At 70.6% G+C, this 19,534-nt stretch carries 12 protein-coding genes and 3 pseudogenes; 6 read left to right on the top strand and 9 right to left on the bottom strand.

What is annotated here, in order from left to right:
• Together ABZ154_RS01310 and ABZ154_RS01305 are read left to right on the top strand one after the other, a co-directional pair.
• Window positions 1-101, top strand: a pseudogene (locus ABZ154_RS01310) (electron transfer flavoprotein subunit alpha/FixB family protein); the annotation flags it as partial.
• Between the two features lie 163 nt (window positions 102-264).
• Window positions 265-1,563 carry an aldolase/citrate lyase family protein gene (locus tag ABZ154_RS01305; protein ID WP_356827863.1) on the top strand — a complete coding sequence of 433 codons (1,299 nt, stop codon included), beginning with the start codon at window positions 265-267 and terminating at the stop codon, window positions 1,561-1,563.
• A gap of 65 nt (window positions 1,564-1,628) precedes the next feature.
• Here ABZ154_RS01305 and ABZ154_RS01300 read toward each other — a convergent pair.
• Window positions 1,629-2,013: pseudogene (locus ABZ154_RS01300) on the bottom strand (ABATE domain-containing protein); the annotation flags it as partial.
• Here ABZ154_RS01300 and ABZ154_RS01295 point away from each other — a divergent pair.
• Window positions 2,011-2,210: pseudogene (locus ABZ154_RS01295) on the top strand (alpha/beta hydrolase); the annotation flags it as partial. The pseudogenes ABZ154_RS01300 and ABZ154_RS01295 overlap by 3 nt on opposite strands.
• Before the next feature lie 9 nt (window positions 2,211-2,219).
• Here the strand turns inward: ABZ154_RS01295 and ABZ154_RS01290 are convergent.
• Window positions 2,220-3,248 (bottom strand): LacI family DNA-binding transcriptional regulator, encoded by a 1,029-nt coding sequence (locus tag ABZ154_RS01290; RefSeq protein WP_356827861.1) that lies wholly within the window; start codon window positions 3,246-3,248, stop codon window positions 2,220-2,222.
• 239 nt (window positions 3,249-3,487) lie between these two features.
• On the opposite strand from ABZ154_RS01290, the gene ABZ154_RS01285 reads away from it, so the two are divergent.
• A complete protein-coding gene (locus tag ABZ154_RS01285) occupies window positions 3,488-4,417 on the top strand; it encodes an ROK family protein (protein ID WP_356827859.1) in 930 nt (309 codons plus the stop codon).
• 76 nt (window positions 4,418-4,493) lie between these two features.
• Here the strand turns inward: ABZ154_RS01285 and ABZ154_RS01280 are convergent, their stop codons facing one another.
• Window positions 4,494-4,670 (bottom strand): hypothetical protein, encoded by a 177-nt coding sequence (locus tag ABZ154_RS01280; protein WP_356827857.1) that lies wholly within the window; start codon window positions 4,668-4,670, stop codon window positions 4,494-4,496.
• 977 nt (window positions 4,671-5,647) lie between these two features.
• On the opposite strand from ABZ154_RS01280, the gene ABZ154_RS01275 reads away from it, so the two are divergent.
• Complete coding sequence (locus tag ABZ154_RS01275) at window positions 5,648-7,333, top strand: cellulase family glycosylhydrolase (protein WP_356827855.1); 1,686 nt, start codon at window positions 5,648-5,650, stop codon at window positions 7,331-7,333.
• A gap of 688 nt (window positions 7,334-8,021) precedes the next feature.
• Here ABZ154_RS01275 and ABZ154_RS01270 read toward each other — a convergent pair.
• The 3 genes from ABZ154_RS01270 to ABZ154_RS01260 all read right to left on the bottom strand — a co-directional run bounded on the left by ABZ154_RS01270 (window position 8,022) and on the right by ABZ154_RS01260 (window position 12,529).
• A complete protein-coding gene (locus tag ABZ154_RS01270; RefSeq protein WP_356827853.1) occupies window positions 8,022-9,692 on the bottom strand; it encodes a DUF262 domain-containing protein in 1,671 nt (556 codons plus the stop codon).
• Between the two features lie 163 nt (window positions 9,693-9,855).
• On the bottom strand, window positions 9,856-10,122 hold the full coding sequence (locus ABZ154_RS01265) for a hypothetical protein (RefSeq protein WP_356827851.1): 267 nt from the start codon (window positions 10,120-10,122) through the stop codon (window positions 9,856-9,858).
• Window positions 10,123-10,573: 451 nt separating this feature from the next.
• On the bottom strand, window positions 10,574-12,529 hold the full coding sequence (locus ABZ154_RS01260) for a family 43 glycosylhydrolase (RefSeq protein WP_356827849.1): 1,956 nt from the start codon (window positions 12,527-12,529) through the stop codon (window positions 10,574-10,576).
• 912 nt (window positions 12,530-13,441) lie between these two features.
• Between ABZ154_RS01260 and ABZ154_RS01255 the strand changes: the two genes are divergently transcribed.
• Window positions 13,442-14,449 carry a LacI family DNA-binding transcriptional regulator gene (locus ABZ154_RS01255; RefSeq protein WP_356827847.1) on the top strand — a complete coding sequence of 336 codons (1,008 nt, stop codon included), beginning with the start codon at window positions 13,442-13,444 and terminating at the stop codon, window positions 14,447-14,449.
• A gap of 131 nt (window positions 14,450-14,580) precedes the next feature.
• On the opposite strand, the gene ABZ154_RS01250 is transcribed toward ABZ154_RS01255, so the two are convergent.
• From ABZ154_RS01250 to ABZ154_RS01240, 3 genes are read right to left on the bottom strand one after another with little or no spacing between them, the layout of a single operon-like run.
• A complete protein-coding gene (locus ABZ154_RS01250) occupies window positions 14,581-15,288 on the bottom strand; it encodes a hypothetical protein (RefSeq protein WP_356827845.1) in 708 nt (235 codons plus the stop codon).
• A gap of 33 nt (window positions 15,289-15,321) precedes the next feature.
• Window positions 15,322-17,541: a glycoside hydrolase N-terminal domain-containing protein gene (locus ABZ154_RS01245; protein WP_356827843.1), complete on the bottom strand. Its 2,220-nt coding sequence runs from the start codon at window positions 17,539-17,541 to the stop codon at window positions 15,322-15,324.
• Window positions 17,538-19,514, bottom strand: coding sequence for a beta-galactosidase (locus ABZ154_RS01240; protein WP_356827841.1), 1,977 nt, complete (start codon window positions 19,512-19,514; stop codon window positions 17,538-17,540). The genes ABZ154_RS01245 and ABZ154_RS01240 overlap by 4 nt, the downstream gene beginning before the upstream one ends.
• Window positions 19,515-19,534: the final 20 nt, after the last annotated feature.

Below are 19,534 nucleotides of genomic sequence, written 5' to 3'. Positions count from 1 at the left end.
CCGAGGCCCCGATCTTCGACCTCGTCGACTACGGCGTCGTCGGCGACCTCTTCACCGTCGTCCCCCAGCTCACCGAAGAGATCAACACCCGCAAGAGCTGACACCCTCCCCGCAACACCCACCCTGGGCCGCACGGTGCACCCCACCGCGCGGCCCAGCGCCGTTCCCGGCCACCATTGACGCAGGTCGAGCGGCCTTATAACTTCACTATACGGATTGTTGATTCCGGGAAGCGGAAACAGCGAGAGTGTGGAGGGTACGGTCATGGGTCAGCAGGAGAAGGTGGCAACGAGCCTCGCCGGCACGGTCAGCGAGGAGATCAGCGCCTCCCTCACGGCGGTCGACGCGGAACTCGCCCGCCGCTACCCCGGGGACCCCGGCACCCGCCAGCCCGTGCACACCGTCTACGTGCCCGGTGACGTCTTCGAGCCCGGCACCCTCCGCTCCTGGGGAGACCAGGCGCTGGCCGCCCTCGACGAACACGCCCCCGACGCCGCTTCGTTCGCCGCCGTCCTCGGCATCCCCGAGGAGCTCGCCGGCCCCGTCCACGACCGCGTACGCGCGAAGCTGGAGCGTGAACCCGTCGAGGACCTGCGCATCGACTTCGAGGACGGTTACGGGCCCCGCCCGGACGCCGAGGAGGACGAGGCCGCCGCCCGGGCCGCGCGGCTGGTCTCCGAGGCGTACGCGGACGGCACCGCCGCCCCGTACATGGGCATCCGGATGAAGTGCATGGAGGCCGGCGTGCGCGACCGGGGGATCCGCACCACGGACGTCTTCCTCACCGGCCTGATGGAGGCGGGCGGGCTCCCCGAGGGGCTCGTGCTGACGCTGCCCAAGGTGACGTACCCCGAGCAGGTCACCGCCTTCGTCCAGCTCCTCGAAGCCTTCGAGAAGGCCCACGGCCTCGACGCGGGACGCATCGGGTTCGAGATCCAGATCGAGACCAGCCAGTCGATCCTCGCCGCCGACGGGACCGCCGCCGTCGCCCGCATGATCGACGCGGCCGGGGGCCGGGCGACCGGCCTGCATTACGGCACCTTCGACTACAGCGCCTGCGTCGGGGTCAGCGCCGCCTACCAGGCCAGCGACCACCCGGCCGCCGACCACGCCAAGGCCGTCATGCAGGTCGCCGCCGCGGGCACCGGCGTGCGGGTCTCCGACGGCTCCACCAACGTCCTGCCCGTCGGCCCGACCGCGCAGGTCCACGAGGCCTGGCGGCTGCACTACGGCCTCACCCGCCGCGCTCTGGCCCGCGCCTACTACCAGGGCTGGGACATGCACCCCGGTCACCTGCCGACGCGTTACGCGGCCGTCTACACCTTCTACCGCGAAGGCCTGGAGCCCGCCGCCGCCCGGCTCGCCGCGTACGTCGCGAAGGCCGGCGGTGACGTCATGGACGAGCCCGCCACCGCCAAGGCCCTCAGCGGCTACCTGCTGCGCGGCATCGACTGCGGCGCGCTCGACACCGCCGAGGTCGCCAGGCTGACCGGCCTGACCCGCGCCGACCTGGACGCGTTCGCCTCGCCGCGCCGGGGCGACCTGACAGTCACGGCTCCGTAGGGGCCGTCAGCAGGCGTCGCGCCCCGGCTGCGGTACGGCCGGTCCGGGGCGTGCAGGCCCGCCCACTCCGGCGCGGCGCACGCCTTGAGCCGCGTCGCGCGGCGCCCGGTCAGGCCGTCCCGGAGCAGGGCTTCGAGTACCGTTCGTACGATCTCCGCCACTGGCCCGTCGGTGGCCGGGCGCAGGGCGAGCGTGCCGTCCGGGCGCACGGCCGGGCGCTCGCCACGGAGTGGATCAGCCGGTTGAGGGCATCGAGCACCTCGGGCGAGGAGCGCTCGACGAGGAAAGCCCGCAGGGTCTCCCGGGCTCCGTGAGCGCCGCCAGCTCGGCCGGGGCGACCGCCTGCGGATAGCCGTCCGCCCGCAGCCACCTGCCCGTCGTCGCCGGACGGGCGAGCTCGTCCTCGCCGTGGAGACGGGTCGCGGTGTTGCAGAACGCCTCGACCGGCTGGGGTCGGTGCCGGTGCCGACCCGGATCATCCGGGGGTGTGAGGACGGGTCCCTTCCCGCGCCCTTCGCCGAGCAGCTGCACGCGCTGATCCCGCACTCCGAGCTGCACTGGCCGGAGGGGGCGGGGCACGCGACCTTGAGGATGCGCCCGCGCGGCTCCTGGCCCTGCTCACCCGGGAGTTCCGCGCGGGGACCTGACGCCAGGGCTCAGGCGGGCGGCAGTTCGCCCGAACCGCGCGGAATGAGCGTGGTCGGCAGCTCCACCCGGACCGGGGCGTGGTCGGCGCCGTCGAGCCGGCGGAAGAGGTGCTCGGCAGCGGTTCTGCCGACGGCTGCCGCGTCCTGCGAGATGACGGTGATGCCGAGCAGGTCCGCCAGCTCGATGTCGTCGAACCCGACCAGAGCCACCGGCCGTTCCTGCTCCGCGATCACCCGGACCGCCGTCACCGTCACCCGGTTGTTCCCCGCGAAGAACGCGGTGACCGGCTCGGGCCCGCCGAGCATCTCCTCGGCGGCCGCCCGGACCCGGCCGGGGTCGGTGGTGCCGAGCGAGACCCAGCCGTCCTCCACGGCGATCCCCGCGTCGGTCATGGCCGCGTGGTAGCCGCGCAGGCGCTCGGTGGCGGTGTGGATGCGCGGCTGGTCGCCGATGAACCCGATCCTGCGGTGGCCGTGCGCGATCAGGTGGGCCACGCCCTCACGGGAGCCGCCGAAGCTGTCGGAGAGCACCATGTCCGCCTCGACCCGGCCCGCCGGGCGGTCCACGAAGACCGTGGCGATGCCCGCCTTGATCTCGGGCTCCAGATACCGGTGGTCGTCACCCGCCGGGATCACGATCAGGCCGTCCACCCGGCGGGCGCACAGGGCCAGGACGAGCTCCTGCTCGCGCTCGGGATCCTCGGCGCTGGAGCCGTTGATGAGCAGGGCCCCGTGGGCGCGGGCGACCTCCTCCACAGCGCGGCTCAGCGGGCCGTAGAAAGGGTCCGCCAGGTCTTCCAGGACCAGGCCGATGGAGGCCGTACGCCCCTTGCGCAGCACCCGGGCGCTGTCGTTGCGGCGGAAGCCCAGCGCGTCGATCGCCTCCTGCACGCGGCGCTCGGTGTCGGGCGTGACGCCGGGCTCGCTGTTCACCACCCGGGAGACCGTCTTGAGGCCCACTCCGGCGCGGGCTGCCACGTCCTTCATGGTCGGCCGGTTGCCGTAGCGGGTCTCGGAATGACGGGTGGTCCGGTCCACGGGGCGCTGTCCTGTCGTCGGATACGGGCGGGATGGGCGGGTCGGGCGTGGGCGGCGGTCGGTGATTCGGGCGGCATACGGGCACCTCCGGACGGCCCGCGGAGCCTGCTGCGGAGACGAACGGAGGCTGTGGCGTCGAGCATAGGCCCTGGACAACGTTGTCACCGCAATGGAGACTGTGCAGACTATTGACTGAACCCGCAGGTCCCGCCCTTCACTCATCCGGAGAAGCCACACCGATGCATACCGACCTCGTCGCCGCGCTCGACATCGGCGGCACCAAGATCGCCGGCGCGCTGGTCGACGGTGGGGGATCCCTCCTCGTACGGGCGCAGCGGCCGACGCCCGCCCGGGAGGGTGCCGAGGCGGTGATGGGCGCCGTGGACGAGGTGCTGGGCGAGCTGACGGCCTCACCGCTGTGGGACCGCGCTGGCTCCGCCGGGATCGGCAGCGCGGGTCCCGTCGACGCGGCCACGGGCACGGTCAGCCCGGTCAACGTTCCCGGCTGGCGCGACTTCCCGCTGGTGGAGCGGGTGCGGAAGACGATCGGCGGGCTGCCCGTCGCTCTGGTCGGCGACGGAGTCGCGATGACGGCGGCCGAGCACTGGCTCGGGGCGGCGCGCGGCTACGACAACGCGCTCTGCCTCGTCGTGTCGACGGGCGTCGGTGGTGGCCTGGTCCTCGGCGGCTCCCTCCACCCCGGCCCCTCCGGCAACGCCGGCCACATCGGTCACATCAGCGTCGACCTGGACGGCGACCTGTGCCCCTGCGGCGCGCGCGGCTGCGTCGAGCGCATCGCCAGCGGCCCGAACATCGCCCGCCGAGCCCTGGACAGCGGCTGGCTCCCCGGCCCGGACGGCGACACCACGGCCGCCGCGGTGGCCGCCGCCGCGCGCGCCGGGGACCCGGTCGCCGTCGTCTCGTACGAGCGGGCGGCCCAAGCGCTCGCGGCCGGGATCGCGGCTACCGCCACCCTGGTCGAGATCGACATCGCGGTGGTCGGCGGGGGAGTGGCGGGCGCCGGCGAGGTGCTTTTCGCGCCGCTGCGCCGCAGCCTGCGCGACTACGCCACGCTCTCGTTCGTCCGGGGGCTCACCGTCGCACCCGCCGTGATGGGCACCGACGCGGGGCTGGTCGGCGCTGCGGCCGCGGCGATCGCGCTGCGGTAACGCAGCCCTCGACGGCCCTCGAAGGGGGCCCGGTTCGTCAGGCCGGGCACCCTCCGAGGACCCGCGTGACGCCCCCTCAGAGTCCCGCGTCCGCCGGCTGCTGCGGGACGACCACGAGAAAGACGTCCTGGTCCAGGTTCATCACGACCTCGGCCGCCAGGCCCTCCCCGCGGCGTGCGGCCGCGAACTCCTCGGCCGCACGGCTGCCGCGGGGGTCTCCTGCCGGGAACCGTTCGAGAATCGTCCGCCGCATGGCGCACCCCCAGTTGTCCTGTGCCGCCGGCCCACGCCCGGGCCAGGCGATTGCCTGATCAACGAGCCCTGCTCGTCATCGATACGGCTGCCCCCAAACCCGGCTCCGTACCGTCGGCTCTCCCGAATCGGTCCGGATCCCTCCGTCCGGCAACGCCGTCGCCACGGTGAATTTCCCCGCCAGAGTGTTGCGGGCAAGCCACAGGGGGCTACGAAGAGGGGCGACCGTGATCGTCTCGATCAACGGTCGTGTCGACGAAGAGCCTGCTCGGCGGCCTAACCGCTGAGATCCATCTCGCCGGCTAGCCTCCCTTGGCCTTCATCGGCTTCGGCCAGCCCTGGTGGGGAACGTCCTTCTCCCGTCTGTCTCCCCCATGGGAAACAGGGGACGGCCCCGACGGCTACGCCGGGGCCGTCCATGGAGCCAGAGAGGAGCGCCCACCCGGGAGGCGGACCGGGCCGACTTTCCTGGCTGGTCAGGCTTGGCAGGGGTTGGCGCCCGGGCGAGGCTGGACAGGGACCGCTGCGGATGCAGGGACAGTTGGGCGGAGGTCACCACTGGGGCGGTGAGTAGTCCGGCGGTCAGGCGGATCAGCTGTTCTGCAGCCTGTGGCTCGGCGCGGCTGCGCTGCCGACTGACTACCGCCGAACAACCGGTGGCGACTGGCTCCCGGCGAACAGCCGGTGGGGGACGGGGGACGCGTACTGCCGCCCCCACCGATCGGGGCACCGCCAGTCCCGGCCGGCATCCGAGACCGCCGCTTCGGCCACTGATCGTCGACGAAGCCTGGGGCGCCTGCCTGCCCTTCCATCACCCGGATCTGCCGCTCCGGGCAACAAAGAAGGTGGGCCGGGCCTGCTGCCGGTCCAGCGGCTCTGCGCTACGCCTTGACGTGCTCCTGGCGAACTGGCTTCATGGGAGCGCTCCCATATCCGCGTTGAACTTCACATCACCGGCACCTACTTCCTGGAGTCGCAGTGAGACCAGCAACGAGTACGGCACGTCGCGGGCAGAGGCCCTTGAACGTCCTGCTGAAAAGTCTGGCCGCCCTTCTGGGCGTCGTCATGCTGGGCGCTCTCGGCCCCGCCGCAGCGCAGGCCCGGCCCGCCGGGGCGGAAGTCTCGGCCACGGGCCTGCACATCAGCAACGGCCGCCTGCTGGAGGCCAACGGCAACGACTTCGTCATGCGCGGGGTCAACCACGCGCACACCTGGTACCCCGGCGAGACGCAGTCGCTGGCCGACATCAAAGCCTTCGGAGCCAATACCGTTCGTGTCGTCCTCTCCGACGGACACCGCTGGACGAGGAACGGCCCGGACGAAGTCGCGGGCATCATCGACGACTGCAAGACCAACCGGCTGATCTGCGTCCTGGAGGTGCACGACACCACTGGCTACGGCGAGGACGCCGCGGCAGGCACCCTCGACCACGCCGCCGACTACTGGATCAGTCTCAAGGGCGTACTCGCCGGCGAAGAGGACTACGTCGTCATCAATATCGGCAACGAACCCTGGGGCAACACCGACCCCGCCGGCTGGACAGCGCCGACCACCGCCGCCGTCCAGAAGCTGCGCGGCGCGGGGTTCGCCCACACGATCATGGTGGACGCGCCCAACTGGGGCCAGGACTGGCAGGGTGTCATGCGCGCCAACGCCCAAGCCGTGTACGAGGCCGACACTATGGGCAACCTGATCTTCTCGATCCACATGTACAGCGTCTACAGCACGCCTCAGGCGATCACCGACTACCTGCAAGCCTTCGTCGACGCCGGGCTGCCCCTTCTGATAGGTGAGTTCGGTGGACCCGCCGACCAGTGGGGGGACCCTGACGAGGACACCATGATGGCCACCGCCGAGGCACTCGACCTCGGATATCTGGCGTGGTCCTGGAGCGGCAACACCGACCCGGTCCTGGACCTGGCCATCGACTTCGATCCCAGCCGCCTGAGCTCCTGGGGTGAGCGCGTCTTCCACGGAACCAACGGCATCGCCCAGACCTCGAGGGAAGCCACCGTCTTCGGCGGTGGCGGAAACCCGGGCGACACGCAGGCCCCGACGGCCCCCGGCGCTCCGGTCGCCTCCACGGTGACGGCGGCCTCAGTCGTCCTCACCTGGCCCGCAGCGTCGGACAACGTTGCCGTCGTTGGTTACGACGTCGTCCGGGTGAGCGGCAGCGCCGAGGCCGTGGCTGCCTCGTCCGCCACCAACAGTGCCACCGTGACGGGCCTTGCTGCCGACACCGCGTATACGTTCGCGGTGTACGCCCGTGACGCGGTCGGCAATCGCTCGGCCCGTTCCGCCACGGTGAACGTCACCACGGACAAGGACGGCCCCACGCCGGGCGTGGGCTGCTCCGTCGGCTACCGGGTGGTCGGTGAATGGCCCGGTGGGTTCCAGGGTGAGATCACCATCCGTAACACCGGCACCACCGCCATCAACGGGTGGAACCTCGCCTTCGCCTTCGTCGACGGCCAGAAGCTCTCCAACGTGTGGGGCGGGACCGCCACGCACAGCGGCTCGACGGTCAGCGTCGCCCCCGCCGGATACACGGCGGTGATCACAGTGAACGGCTCCATCGTGCTCGGTTTCACCGGCACCAAGGGCACCACCAACACGGCGCCGACGGCCTTCACCCTCAGCGGCACCACCTGCACGGCGGCCTGAGAACGGCCGTTGCGCTGGCCGGCGGGGAACCCCGCTCCCTGCCGGCCAGGTGCGGCCGAGGGGGGGGGCGATGGCCAGAGCGTCGGCGCCGTTGTCGCCGACCCCGCCGATCTGGCGGTCTTCGGTGCACCCGTCGCGGGGTGTGAGGCCGCGGATCGCGTACTCGACGGCGGCGGTCACGAAGTCCTGGGCCGGGCGGCCGACAGCCCGAACGAGGATGCGGTGTCGGCAGGTGACGAGCTGGCCTGCCGTGGCGAACAGGCGGAACCGCAGGCGCGCGTTTCTCCGGGGCCGTGGTCGAAGAGCCTCACGAGCGGGTGGTGGCCGTAGGCCTTCCTCCAGGTCGGGGCGGCGTCCTGCTTGTCCGAGTGCGCGACCACCAGGACCCCGCCCACGGTCACCTGCTCGCCGACATCCGGAGCCTGGCCCAGTCAACTCCCGGACGCTTTTGCGGACTTCGGAACGTGCGGCGCGGACCGCTCCAGACGCCCGCCCCTGGCCGCGCTCCGGGCGTGTGCTGGGGGCCACCGCGTCCGGGGGAGTACGGGTGTTCCGGCAGCCGCCGCAGTCCTTGGGCGGCCTCGCCGCTGAAGCACGGCGCCAGGGCCGCCGGCCTTCGCCGCGAAGAGACTGGTGTGAGGCGTGTCCGCCAACATGTGGCGCATCAGGAACGACGCGCCTCGTGACCTTACAGGCGCCACTCCTCGGCCAGCAGCCCGAGGAGTTCCGACTGGCGCTTCTCCAGGTGCTCCGGTGTCCAGGTTTCCTGCCCCAGAACCTGTGTGGTGAGGGGGAAGGTGACGACGCCCCGCTTGAGGTAGCGCTCCTTCTTGGCGGTGAAGTCGAGGTTCTGCACCTGCGAGTTCTTCGCACGGCTGAGCAGCACCAGGTTGGCCAGTCGGTGCGTCCACAGCGTGCGTTCGTCCGCGGTGAAGTCCGCACGCCATGGCGATTCCGGACCGGGGTTCTGGGGGAGCACGTGTTCGACCGTGATCCGCGGGGCGTGGTAGGTGGCCACGATGTCGTCCTCGGCGACCAGCTCGTCGAGCCGTAGCAGGATGAACCGGCGTGTTCGCAACTCGTGGTAGACCTCGCCGTCGAGCCGACGCAGTGTCTCGGCCCGCTCGGTCTCCGTCAGCTGGAGGGCTGGCGCTTCGAGGCCCTTGCCGGCGTTCAGCTCCTTGAGGAGTTCGGCGAATCGGAAAACGCGTGGAGTGGTGTAGACGCGTCGGACGAACATGCTCGCAGCGAGGCGCTCCAGCAGCCGGAGGAACGACCCCAGCCACAACGGATCGTCTCCGTGGGACCGGAGCGCCCAGAGCGCGGCGGGCCACCAGTCGTTGTTGTCCAGCTGCAGCAGTCTGCGGAACCACAGGTTGACCTGGTCCGATCCGGTTCCGGCCGCGTACGCCCTGTCCCGGATCACCGCGGACGCCTCGGCGTAGGGAACGAGTACCTGGTTCACGAACTCCTCGGCCCGTCCGCCCTTGTAATGGACCAGCACCTGACTCTGGAACTCCTTGAGGAGTTCCTGCCGCGCCCGTTCGCCGGAGAAGATCATGCGGATGTGGAGGAAGAGATCGGAGAAGTCCTCGCGGCCGAGGCTCTCCTCCGCGTCTTCCCACCGCCTGGCGTAGACCTCCGATATCTCCTCGTCGATCTCTCCGATGATCTGGGCCTTGAAGATGTCGGCAGGTGACAGGTCCAGGCCCCGGGAGTTCATGACGCTGAAGATCCGGTGAGCACTGTCCAGATCGGGAGTGCTCACCGCGACGAGGAAGGTCTGGACTCCCATCAGCTTGCACAACGAGAGACGCTGCTCGTCGCTCCAGGAGGCCAGGGCTGTGTGCAGCGCCTGCGCGTTCGCCTGAACAGCCCTCTGCGCGTCCGTCCTGAGGTTGTGCGGGTTCAGGTCCAGAAGCGTCTTGACGGAACCGGCGGTCTGGATGTGCTGGTGGAAGAAGTCGGCGTCTCTGGGGCGCAGAGTGAGCCGGGGCTTGGCCTTCAGCCCCAGAACCGTGTTGCCGGGCTCGGAGATCATGGCGACCAGATTGGTCACCACGTCGGCCTGCTGAGCCAGATCACGCAGAACAGCCAGCAGGATGGTCAAGGTGGTCAGACGCTGCTGGCCGTCGATGACGTCTGCCTCGGCGGTGCGACTGTCCTTGACGAGCACCAGTGAACCGAGGAAATAGGGCTCCCCGTCACCTCTCAGGAGAGCTTCCTCGAGGTCCGCGAGGAGTTGCTGAGCCTGTTCGGGCTGCCAGGCGTACGGACGTTGGTAGTCCGGGATCCTGAAGTCGTAGTCACTGCAGAAGACTTTGTGCAGTGGTACTTCGCGTGCTTCGAGCTGAGCCATGATCTTCATCATTCCGCACCGTGGACATGCCCCGCAGCGAAGTGGAAGAAGACCGGGGAGCCCGCCGCCCGCCCGTGTGCCGTTCACGCCGAGCGGGACAGGCCCGCGGGCGGCGCACCGGCCACACATCGAGCGGCTGGCGACGGGCCGGACAGCATGGGCGTCAGGCGAGCGGCGTGAGCTTCTTCGCCGTACTGCAGTGCTCGGCCCGCCCGTGCCGCCACAACTGCACCGTGGTCAGCGTGAGGAGCGCGGCGAACACCACGAGGAAGACGCTCGCGATCATCGCCTGCCCGCCTCCCCCTTTTGATTCGTCGTAGGAGAACAGGATGAGGGCGGACAGCAGCATCCCCGCCACGTACACCGAGCGGACGCGCCGCAGCTGCCGCACCGCACGAGGAGCAAGAGCAACACGCTTCACGAAGAACATGTCCCCGCAGTACCCCGTGTCCGGGCGTTGAGACGTCATTTCGACGGCCAACCGCCTTACGGACAGCGCTCCGTCTCGGCTTCGTGCACGGTTTCGACGGCAACGCACGCCTGGTTCCGCGCCGATCACGGGACCGAGGACGGGTTCACCGGTGTGGGGCTGCCCGTGCTCGCCACAGCCGTGACCCGGGGAAATCCCTCGTCACCGTCCGGCGGATGCCTGACTCCGAGGGCAGCCGGCCCGCGTTCGGGGAGATCGACGCGCTGATCGCCGACGGCGAGGCGATGCCGACCTGGTGGCGGCCGTCGGCCCCGCCGCCGACTGGGACGCGGAAGCCGGTGCGGCGGCGGCCCGCGGGTTCCTCACGGTCCGACCGGCGGATGCGCCGAACCCCGGACGGTGTGTCCGGCCGGACCATCTCACCGGGTCACCGGGTCACCAGGTCACCGTCTCACCAGGGCCTGAAGGTCGCGTCCGGCCGATCCGCAGCGCTGACGCGCTCGCTGTACAGCAGCGCGCCCCGGTGCCGCAGGTAACTGCCGGGTGTGCTGTAGGACTCGAACGAGGCCAGGGTCCGGTCGGAGAGTCCGGGTACGCGTCGCCATGTGGCGTCCACCCGGAAGTCGGCGTCATCCGTTCGCGTGTCGATCCACACCTCTCCGTCCCGCTGCCGCAGGAAGGTTCCGGGGAAGTTGACCGACTCGAGTGACGCGGCCGACGGGTCCGCCAGACCGGGAACGACCTTCCACTGCATGTCGGCGTAGGGCGTGACATCGGGGTCGACCCGGCCACGGCTCCACGCGTGCCGGATGAACTGGTTGGGGGCGTCGGACGCCTCGAAGCTGAACACGTTGGAGCGGATCGAGACGTTGTCGAAGCGGGTGGACGGCTTGCCCGGTGCTGCTTCGGTGCCGCCCTTCGGCGGCAACGGGGTGGTGTGCAGGCCGTTGGCCCCAGAAGCGAAGGCCGAGTCCGTCGTGCTGATCTTCGGCTCGGCCATGTCGTCGACGTAGACCTTGAGGGACGGCCCTACGGCCTCGATCCTCACCCGGTGGGTCTTGCCGACCGCCCCCGTCAGCCGGGCCGTCGCCAGCGGTGCCCGTTCGCCGCCCGTGGCCTTGCCGAGGACCAGGCCCTTGGGGGTGAGGTCGGCGTAGTAACCGTAAAAGCCCTCGGTACCGGTGCCCGGTCGCGAGACACGGAAGGCGAGGCCCGATGCGCTCCGGCTGTGCCGCAGGGTCACGTCGGCCTCGTAGATCAGGTCCGAGAAGTTGGTGTCCTGGAGCGAGAGACCACTGGAGGAGGATACGGCGGAGTACGCTCCGCGCTCGGGAGTCCAGCCGGCGCCACCGTACGTGCGCCAGCCGACTGCGTTGCCGTCGTCGAAGTTGTCCTTGACCTTCATGGTGACCGGACGGATCGTGCCGTCCTCGTTGAAGTGGATCCGGTCGTAGGCCAGGGCCCGGTGGTTGCCGTCGGTCTCGCTCAGCGGGCGGCGGTGGTAGACGATGTACCAGATATCGGTGCCCGGCACGTTGACGACCGAGTTGTGCCCGGAGCCGCGGGCGACGGCCGAGTCCTGGGCCAGCACCTTGTCGATCTTCTTGAACGGGCCGGTGGGGGAGTCCGCCATGGCGTACGACACCGAGTAGTCGGGGCCGGTCCAGCCGCCCTCGGACCACATCATGTAGTACGAGCCCCCGCGCTTGAACATGAAGGAGCCCTCGACGTAGTTCTCCGGGGTGATCTCCTTGTAGGTCGATCCGTCGGGGAAGGTGTCGAGGCTGGTCATGTCCGGGTTGAGCTTGACGACGTTCGCGTGGCCCCATCCGCCGTAGTACATGTACGCCTGGCCGTCGTCGTCGATGAAGACGTCCTGGTCGATCGGCTGGGCACCGTTGTGGAACCGGGAGATCAGCGGGCCGCCGATGGCGTCCTTGTACGGGCCCTCCGGGCGGTCGGCGACGGCGACGCCGATCCCGCCGTGCTCGGAGTCGTTCTGGATGTCGTTGGCCGCGAAGTAGAGGTAGTACTTGCCGTCGCGGAAGACCGGAGCGGGCGCCCAGAGCGCGTACTTGGCCCAGGAGACGTCGGCGATGTCCAGCACCTTGGAGTGCTTGGTCCACGTCACCATGTCCGTCGAGGAGAACGCGTCCATGAAGGTCTGTTCGGCGTACCTGCGGGACGTGGTGGGAAAGATCCAGAAACGGTCGTCGTAGACCGCGACATCCGGGTCGGCGTACCAACCCTCGACCAGTGGGTTTCCCGCCTCGGCCGTGCTCTGGACCGGTACCTCGATCGCCCGGGCGGCTGCCGGGCCGTCGGCTCCCGCGGGGGATGGGGCGACGCTCGCCAGCAGGGCGGCGGCCAGGGCGATGAGGGAGAGCTTGCGGATGGTGCGCACCATGTCTGCGGGGCCTTTCTCGTATGCGACAACGTTGTCGGGCGGAGGTGCGTGGCAAGGCGGGGTGCGCACGTACTGGAGGGGCGGTCTGCCGTCGGAGCTATGCGGGGCGTGCGAGTCCAGCCGGTCCCAGGGGCGGGCGGGCCGTTGTACGACGTTGCAAATTCTGCGACGTGCAGCATAAGAACATGGGTGCTGCCCTCTGTCCACCCCACTCCCACCACATCCGGCGTTCAGCGGGGGAGCCGGCGGGGGTGCGGTACGGCGGCCGTGCGGAAACCTGTGACGCGTGCCCCGGCCGCACCCCCGGGTCCGGCGGTCCGGAGGAGAGTCCGCCCCGGATCCTCGCCGGGCACTGGGCGGTCCGCGACACGCACTCGGCGGACGGACCATCCGTGCCGGGGACATGCTCCTGCCCGGCCCCGGGGCGGCCGATACCGGGCCATCGGCCGCGATGTCACCCAGCATCCGCCACGGTGCTGCGCTGTCCGGGACGTGGTCTGCATCGCGCTGCCCGCGCTGTTCGGACGGTTCCCCGGCCTGAGACTCGCGATCGCCGACCAGAACATGAGCGGGCTCCAGCCCGTATCCCTGCGGGCTGCCGCGGACAAGGTCTTCCTCGACTCCGCGATCGTCACCGGCCGCAGCTCAGCGACACCCTGGCCACGGGGCAGGAGACCGCCGATCGGACGGCAGGCTGGACAGCCTCGCCGTCCTGAGTCACGGTGTGCGGCAGTGAGCCGATGCGGTGAAGGCCGGTCGAAGCGCTTCGATTCTCCTATGGACACGGGTTGTGAGCGAGTCTAGGCTCCACGATGTCTGTGCATGTCAGAGTGTGAGGGGAGCACAGCAAGGCGCTGTCGAAGCGCTTCATCTGCTCTCCCTTGTAGTCGCCGTCTGTAGGGGAGAAGTCGAATGGTCACGCTCGCCGAGGTCGCCCAGCACGCCGGAGTGTCCGCGAGCACGGTGAGCTACGTCCTCAGCGGCAAGCGGTCGATCTCCGCCTCCACCCGGGAACGGGTCGAGCGCAGTATCCAGCTGTTGGGCTACCACCCCAACGCCGGTGCCCGTGCCCTCGCCAGCAGCAGGTCCAACATCATCGCGCTGATGGTGCCCCTGCGCACGGACATGTACGTGCCCGTGATGATGGAGATCGCCATCGCCGTCGCCACCAGTGCCCGTACGCACGGCTACGACGTCCTCCTGCTCACCGGCGAGGAGGGGCCGGCGGCTGTCCGGCGGATCGCGGGGAGTTCTCTGGCGGACGCGATGATCCTGATGGACGTCGAACTGCACGACGAGCGGTTGCCGCTGCTCCGTGAGTCGGGCCGGACCGCCGTCCTGATCGGCCTGCCGGCCGACACCGGTGGGCTGACCTGTGTAGACCTCGACTTCGAGGCGACCGGTGCGCTCTGCGTGGACCATCTCGCCGGACTCGGACACCGCGAGGTGGCGGTGATCGGCGAGGCGGCCGCCGTCTACGAGCGGCACACCGGCTTCGCCGAACGGACCGTGGACGGCGTACGGGCGAAGGCGCAGAAGGCAGGGATGCGGATCCTGCACCGTCCCTGCGAGGGCGGGTACGCCGCGATGGCCGGCACACTGGGCCGCATCTTCGACGAACGGCCCGGAACGACCGGATTCATCGTCCAGAACGAGGCCGCGGTCGAGCCTCTGCTCAACCTGCTCCAGCAGCAGGGGCGAGCGGTGCCGGAGGACGTGTCCGTCATGGCCGTCTGCCCCGAGCAGGTGGCCACGCAGGCCTCGGTGCGGCTCACCTCCGTGGCCATCCCGGCACAGGAGATGGGGCGCCGCGCAGTGGAACAGGTGGTTGCGAAGCTCGCCGGCCGGGGTACCGACGAGGTGGAACTGCTGGAGCCCGTCCTCACGGTGCGTGCGAGCACGGGACCGGCGCCGGCCTGAGTGTCGACGGGGCGACGGGGCCCGGGCAGACCGCCCAGTTGTCGGCGGGCGGCCCCGCGACGCTCGGGCAGGCCCGCTGACGGCGCACGGACGCCGGGCCGGGGCATCCCCGGGCCCGGCGTCCGTCCGGATCAGCTCGACGAGACGTTGAACCCGTTGGTCGTGAAGTTCAGCCCGCCGACGGACGACGTGATCTCATAGCCGAACTGGACGTCACCGATGGTCTCGTTGCCCCACCAGCCCTTGGTGTCCTTGATCCACTTCAGGATCGGCAGGATGTCGACGGTGCCGGCGGACGAGTCGGAGGTCCGCAGGAACGAGAAGACCTCGTTGGCACCGTTGTCACCCTTGTAGACGGCCCAGGTGTGCCCGCCGAGGGTGACCGTTCCCTGAGAGGTGCCTAGCGGACCGACCGCACCGTTGTGGTTCACCCAGAGCATCACCTCGTAGTCGTAGTCCGTGTCCCAGATGTCGTACGACGTGTTGTACGCACCGGACGACGGGACCGTCACGTCGTAGCCGCTGGTCAGCGACGAGAGTGACGTGATCGACTTGTTGACGATCTTCTTCGCGTTCGGGTACGACTTGATGCCGCCGGTGTTCGGGTGGTTCGCCGTCACGCCCCAATTGCTCGACGAGTTGGCCCAGATGGACTGGGTGCCCGCTCCGGAGCCCCATATGTTGTTGTAGAGGATGTAGTTGTCGGACGTGGTGTAGTTGCCCCACTGCTCCGACGAGGTCCAGATCGCGGCGTGGGCGGGAGCCGCCGCGAAGCCGATCAGCGCGGCCACGGCTGCAGCCGGGGCCAGCAGGAGCCTGGTCAGGGTGGAATGTGCCACGGGGTGTTCCTTCCATGTGGGGATGGAGGAGTGCTACCGCGACCTCAGGGTGAGGACGCGGTCCACGCCGGCCGTCAGCTCCAGCGGAGCCGGGGGGTTTCCGGCGGAGGTCTCGGTGAGGGCGAGCCCGTCACCCGTACGCAGATCGACCCGGGCGTCGCGGGTGGGGCGCAGCACGGCGGTGGCGCCGTCCTGCGACCAGCACAGGTCGAGGTGTGCGCCGAACCGCGTTCGTACGCCGCGGAGTTCACCGGCCGGGTACGCCGCCGGGACTGCCGGCAGCAGCACCAGGCGGCCGGGCGTCGACTGGACGAGCGACTCGATCACGGCGGCGGGCAGGCTGTGGGCCGCGTCCGCGTTGTAGACGTTCCGCGACGGGTAGTGCGCGCTCATCAACGAGTCGTGGAAGAAGTCGCCGCCCAGCACCGCGTCCAGCGCCGCCGACACCCTGGAGGGGTCCCGCAGCCGGGCGGCGATCAGGGCGTGGTGCAGATGCCCGTGGGCGGAGTCGTTCTCCGAGCCGCGCAGCTCCAAGGCGCGGTGCGCGGCCGTGGCCAGCTCCGGGGTGTCGTACGGGTTGATCGCGTCCAGCGGCCACACCGGATAGAGGTGGCTCAGGTGGCGGTGGTCGTACGTCTCCCGCAGACCCGGCCACGCCCACTCGGCGAGCGCCCCGTCCTCGTTCACGAGGTACGCCGGGAGCCGGGCCGCGAGTGACCGCCACAGTGCGGCGGACGGGTGCCCGGGGGCGTGTCCGGCGGCTGTCGTCAGGGCGTGGCGGGCCGCGGCGATGTCCATTGTCGCGTTCACCGTCCCCCAGCTCGCGTTGGCCGGCCGGTTCTCGGGGGAGTACGAGGGCACGACCGCAAGGTTCCCGTTCGCATCCTCACGGCTGAGGAAGTCCTCGTAGAACAGCGCCGCTTCGACGAGTGCGCCGGTCAGAGCGGCGTCCGGGGTGCCCGTCGTGACCTCGGCGTGTTCCAGCAGCGGCTGCAGCAGCCAGTCGGCTCCCGCCGTCCACAGGTGCAGCGGATAGGCGCGCTGGAAGTGCCGTGTGTGGCCCGACACGCCGTCGGTGTGGGACGGCGCGACGATGCCCCGTGCCCCGAAGAGCGAGCGGGCGTTGTCCTGCCAGTCGGACAACTGCCCGTGCACGAGGGACGCGAGGGCCTCGGTGACCTCCGGGAGTGCGGCTGCCGCGGCGGAGGCCACCTGGAGGTTGAGGTTGGCGTTCGTGGTGAAGGCCCCGGACCAGGCCGTGTCCCAGTCGCCGGTCCACAGACCGGTCAGCCGGGGCGGCAGCACCCCCGAGGAGGACAGCAGGTGGTAGCGGCCGGCCGCGAAGAGCCGCTCCAGGAGCGCGGGGGACTTCGGCGTGCGCAGCAGCTCGCTGCCGGACAGCTCCCGCTCCGGCGCCGCGTCCCGCAGCGTGAGGGAGGCACGCCCGTACGCGGTCCGGTGCGGTGGCCGGTGGCGCTCCAGCAGCGTGGCGTAGTCCTCGCGGGGCAGAGCGGCCCACAGCTCCGCGAGGCCGGGGCGGTCGCCACCCCTGACGACCCGGGTCGTCAGGGTGAGGCTCCGCGCCCCCTCGATCCGGATTCCCTCGCCGGCCACGGAGACACGGCCGCCGTCCACCCGCGCCACGGTGACGCCCGTGTACCCGAGGCCGCCGCCCGGATAGCCCACCCTCAGAGCCAGGTGCGCACCGTCCGGGGTCCGGACCGCGGAGCGGCCGACCGCCAGCCGCGCGGGGGCGCCGGGCAGCGAGTGGTCCAGGACGACGTCCGCGGTCAGTCCGAGGTCCGTGATGTGCTGCACGATCACGTCGTCGGCCCGTGACACGAAGACGCTGCTGTTCCACGCCTCGTACGACGCGGTCACCTCGCCCGTAGTGAAGTCGACCTCGCGCCTGTATCCGGCGACCGCCTCGTGCAGCCCCCGCCTGCGGCGCACGCACGTCCGGAACGCCGGGTGGAAGGGCTGCACCCACACCAGCGGGCGGCCGGCGCCGAAGTCCTCCGCGGCCGTCGTGTCCCCGGACAGGAGCGCGTCCTGGAGGCGGTGGAGCCGGTCGGCGAGCTCCGGCGGGCGCAGGTCCTCGCTGCCGTTGGGCCGCACCAGGGAGTGGTGGTTGACGATCACCTGGTCGTCGGCCGGGTCTCCGTACACCATCGCCCCGTGACGGCCGTTTCCGCTGAGGAACGCGTCCTCCCAGCGGGTGGCCGGACAGGGCTCCCACGTGCCGTCGATCATGCCGGGACGTCTCTGAGCACGGCGACGCCGTAGCGGTCCAGCTCCACACCGCCGTCGGCCTCGGCCCCCGTGAGCAGGTCGAGGTGCCGGCCCGGCAGTTTCACCCCGGCCGGTGCCCGGCCGTGGTTCAGCAGGAAGAGCAGCTCGCCGCGCCGCACCGCCTCGACCCCGGAGGGCAGCCCTTCCAGCACGGGGCGCACGCCGGCCTCGGCCGCCGCCCGGCCGAGCAGGTCCCGCAGGGACTCGGGCTCGGGAAGCGTCGAGACGTACCATGCGCCGTCCTTGCGGAGCACCGCGGGAAGGCCCTCCAGCTCACCCTCTCGGTAGGCGGCCACCGTCTCCGCGCTGCCGTCGGGTTCCAGCTCCTCCGACCACAGCGTGCCCCGGAAACCGTCGCACGCGACCGTCGCATCCGCGTCCAGTGGCCACCACTCGTGCACCGTACGGATACCGAACAGCTCACGCAGCCTGCCGTCCATGCCACCCGGCCTGATCCGGTCGTCGAGGTCCGCGACGCCGGTGAAGAACCCGCACACGAGGGTGCCGCCACCTCGCACATACCCGACGAGGTTGTCGATCGCCGCGTCACCGAGGAGCTGGAGCTGGGGCACGAGCACCATCCGGTACGCGCTCAGATCCGACTGGGGGCGGGCGAACTCCATGCCGATACCGCTGTCCCACAGCCCCCGGTGCCAGGCCTGTAGCAGCTCCGGGTACGACACGAGCAAGGACGGCCGGCCCTCCTGGGTGCTCGACCACCAGGCGTCCCAGTCGTGCAGCACGGCGACCTCGGCCGGGACCCCGGTGCCGCTCACCTCGGCGCCGATCAGTGCGAGTTCGGCGCCGATGCGCTTGACCTCCCCGAACGTGCGGCCGCTCTCACCGGCGTGGCTCAGCATCCCGGAGTGGAACTTCTCCGCCCCCTGCCGGGACTGCCGCCACTGGAAGTAGCAGAGTGCGTCGGCACCCCTCGCCACCGACTGGAGCGACCAGAGCCGGTTGAGGCCGGCGGGCTTGGGATGGTTGACGTCACGCCAGTTCACCGACCCGGCCGCCTGTTCCATCACCATCCACGGCCCGCGGGCCTGCGAGCGGGTCATGTCGGCGAGCATCGCGTTGTACTGTCCGGCGCGCGGGTCCGTCGGGTCCGGGTAGACGTCGACGGAGACGATGTCCTCCTGCTCGGCCCAGGCCCAGGCGTCCTGGCCCGACCACAGCGGCATGAAGTTGGTCGTCACCGGGATGTGCGGGGTGTGCCGGGCGACGATGTCCCGCTCGGAGGCGTAACACTCCATCAGGGCGTCGGAGGTGAAGCGCTTGAAGTCCAGCTCCTGGGCCGGATTGCGCTTGTACTGCGCCTTGCGCGGCGGCAGGATCTCCGCCCAGGTGTCGTAGCGCTGGCTCCAGAACGCTGTGCCCCAGGCCTCGTTCAACGCCTCCAGGGTGGTGTACCGGGCGGCCAGCCAGCGTCGGAAGTGTGCGCCGGTCTCGTCGCACCAGCAGTACGTGCAGTACTCGTTGTTGACGTGCCACACGGTCAGCGCGGGATGGCCGGCGTACCGCGCCGCGAGGTCCTCCGTGAGGGCCGCCGCATAGCGCCGGTACACCGGTGAGCTGGGGCAGAAGTGCTGCCGGGAGCCGTAGTTGACGACAGCGCCGTCCTCGGTGCGCGGCAGTGTCTCCGGGTGCAGGGCCCCCATCCACGGTGGTGGTGAGGATGTCGGGGTGGCGAGGACGACGCCGATGCCGCCTGCGTGCACGAGGTCCAGCAGCCGGTCCAGCCAGCCGAACTCCCGTGCGCCGGGGCGGGGTTCGATCTTCGCCCAGGAGAAGACACCGACGGTCACGGAGTTGACCCCGGCCTCCTTCATCAGCCGGACGTCGTCGGCCCACTCCCCCTCGGGCCACTGCTCGGGGTTGTAGTCGCCGCCGAAGAGGATGCGGCCACGGGTGGCGTCGTGCAGGGACGGCATGGACGTCTCTTTCCTCTGCG

It is taken from the genome of Streptomyces sp. NPDC006261 (assembly GCF_040613515.1).
Classification (GTDB): domain Bacteria; phylum Actinomycetota; class Actinomycetes; order Streptomycetales; family Streptomycetaceae; genus Streptomyces.
This window is presented reverse-complemented; position numbering and strand designations above follow the sequence as displayed.

Bases quoted from the DNA above. Each gene is read 5' to 3' on its own strand.
- ABZ154_RS01305 (WP_356827863.1), top strand. From the start codon at position 265: ATGGGTCAGCAGGAGAAGGTGGCAACGAGCCTCGCCGGCACGGTCAGC.
- ABZ154_RS01285 (WP_356827859.1), top strand. From the start codon at position 3,488: ATGCATACCGACCTCGTCGCCGCGCTCGACATCGGCGGCACCAAGATC.
- ABZ154_RS01280 (WP_356827857.1), bottom strand. From the start codon at position 4,670: ATGCGGCGGACGATTCTCGAACGGTTCCCGGCAGGAGACCCCCGCGGC.
- ABZ154_RS01270 (WP_356827853.1), bottom strand. From the start codon at position 9,692: ATGGCTCAGCTCGAAGCACGCGAAGTACCACTGCACAAAGTCTTCTGC.
- ABZ154_RS01265 (WP_356827851.1), bottom strand. From the start codon at position 10,122: ATGTTCTTCGTGAAGCGTGTTGCTCTTGCTCCTCGTGCGGTGCGGCAG.
- ABZ154_RS01260 (WP_356827849.1), bottom strand. From the start codon at position 12,529: ATGGTGCGCACCATCCGCAAGCTCTCCCTCATCGCCCTGGCCGCCGCC.
- ABZ154_RS01255 (WP_356827847.1), top strand. From the start codon at position 13,442: ATGGTCACGCTCGCCGAGGTCGCCCAGCACGCCGGAGTGTCCGCGAGC.
- ABZ154_RS01245 (WP_356827843.1), bottom strand. From the start codon at position 17,541: ATGATCGACGGCACGTGGGAGCCCTGTCCGGCCACCCGCTGGGAGGAC.
- ABZ154_RS01240 (WP_356827841.1), bottom strand. From the start codon at position 19,514: ATGCCGTCCCTGCACGACGCCACCCGTGGCCGCATCCTCTTCGGCGGC.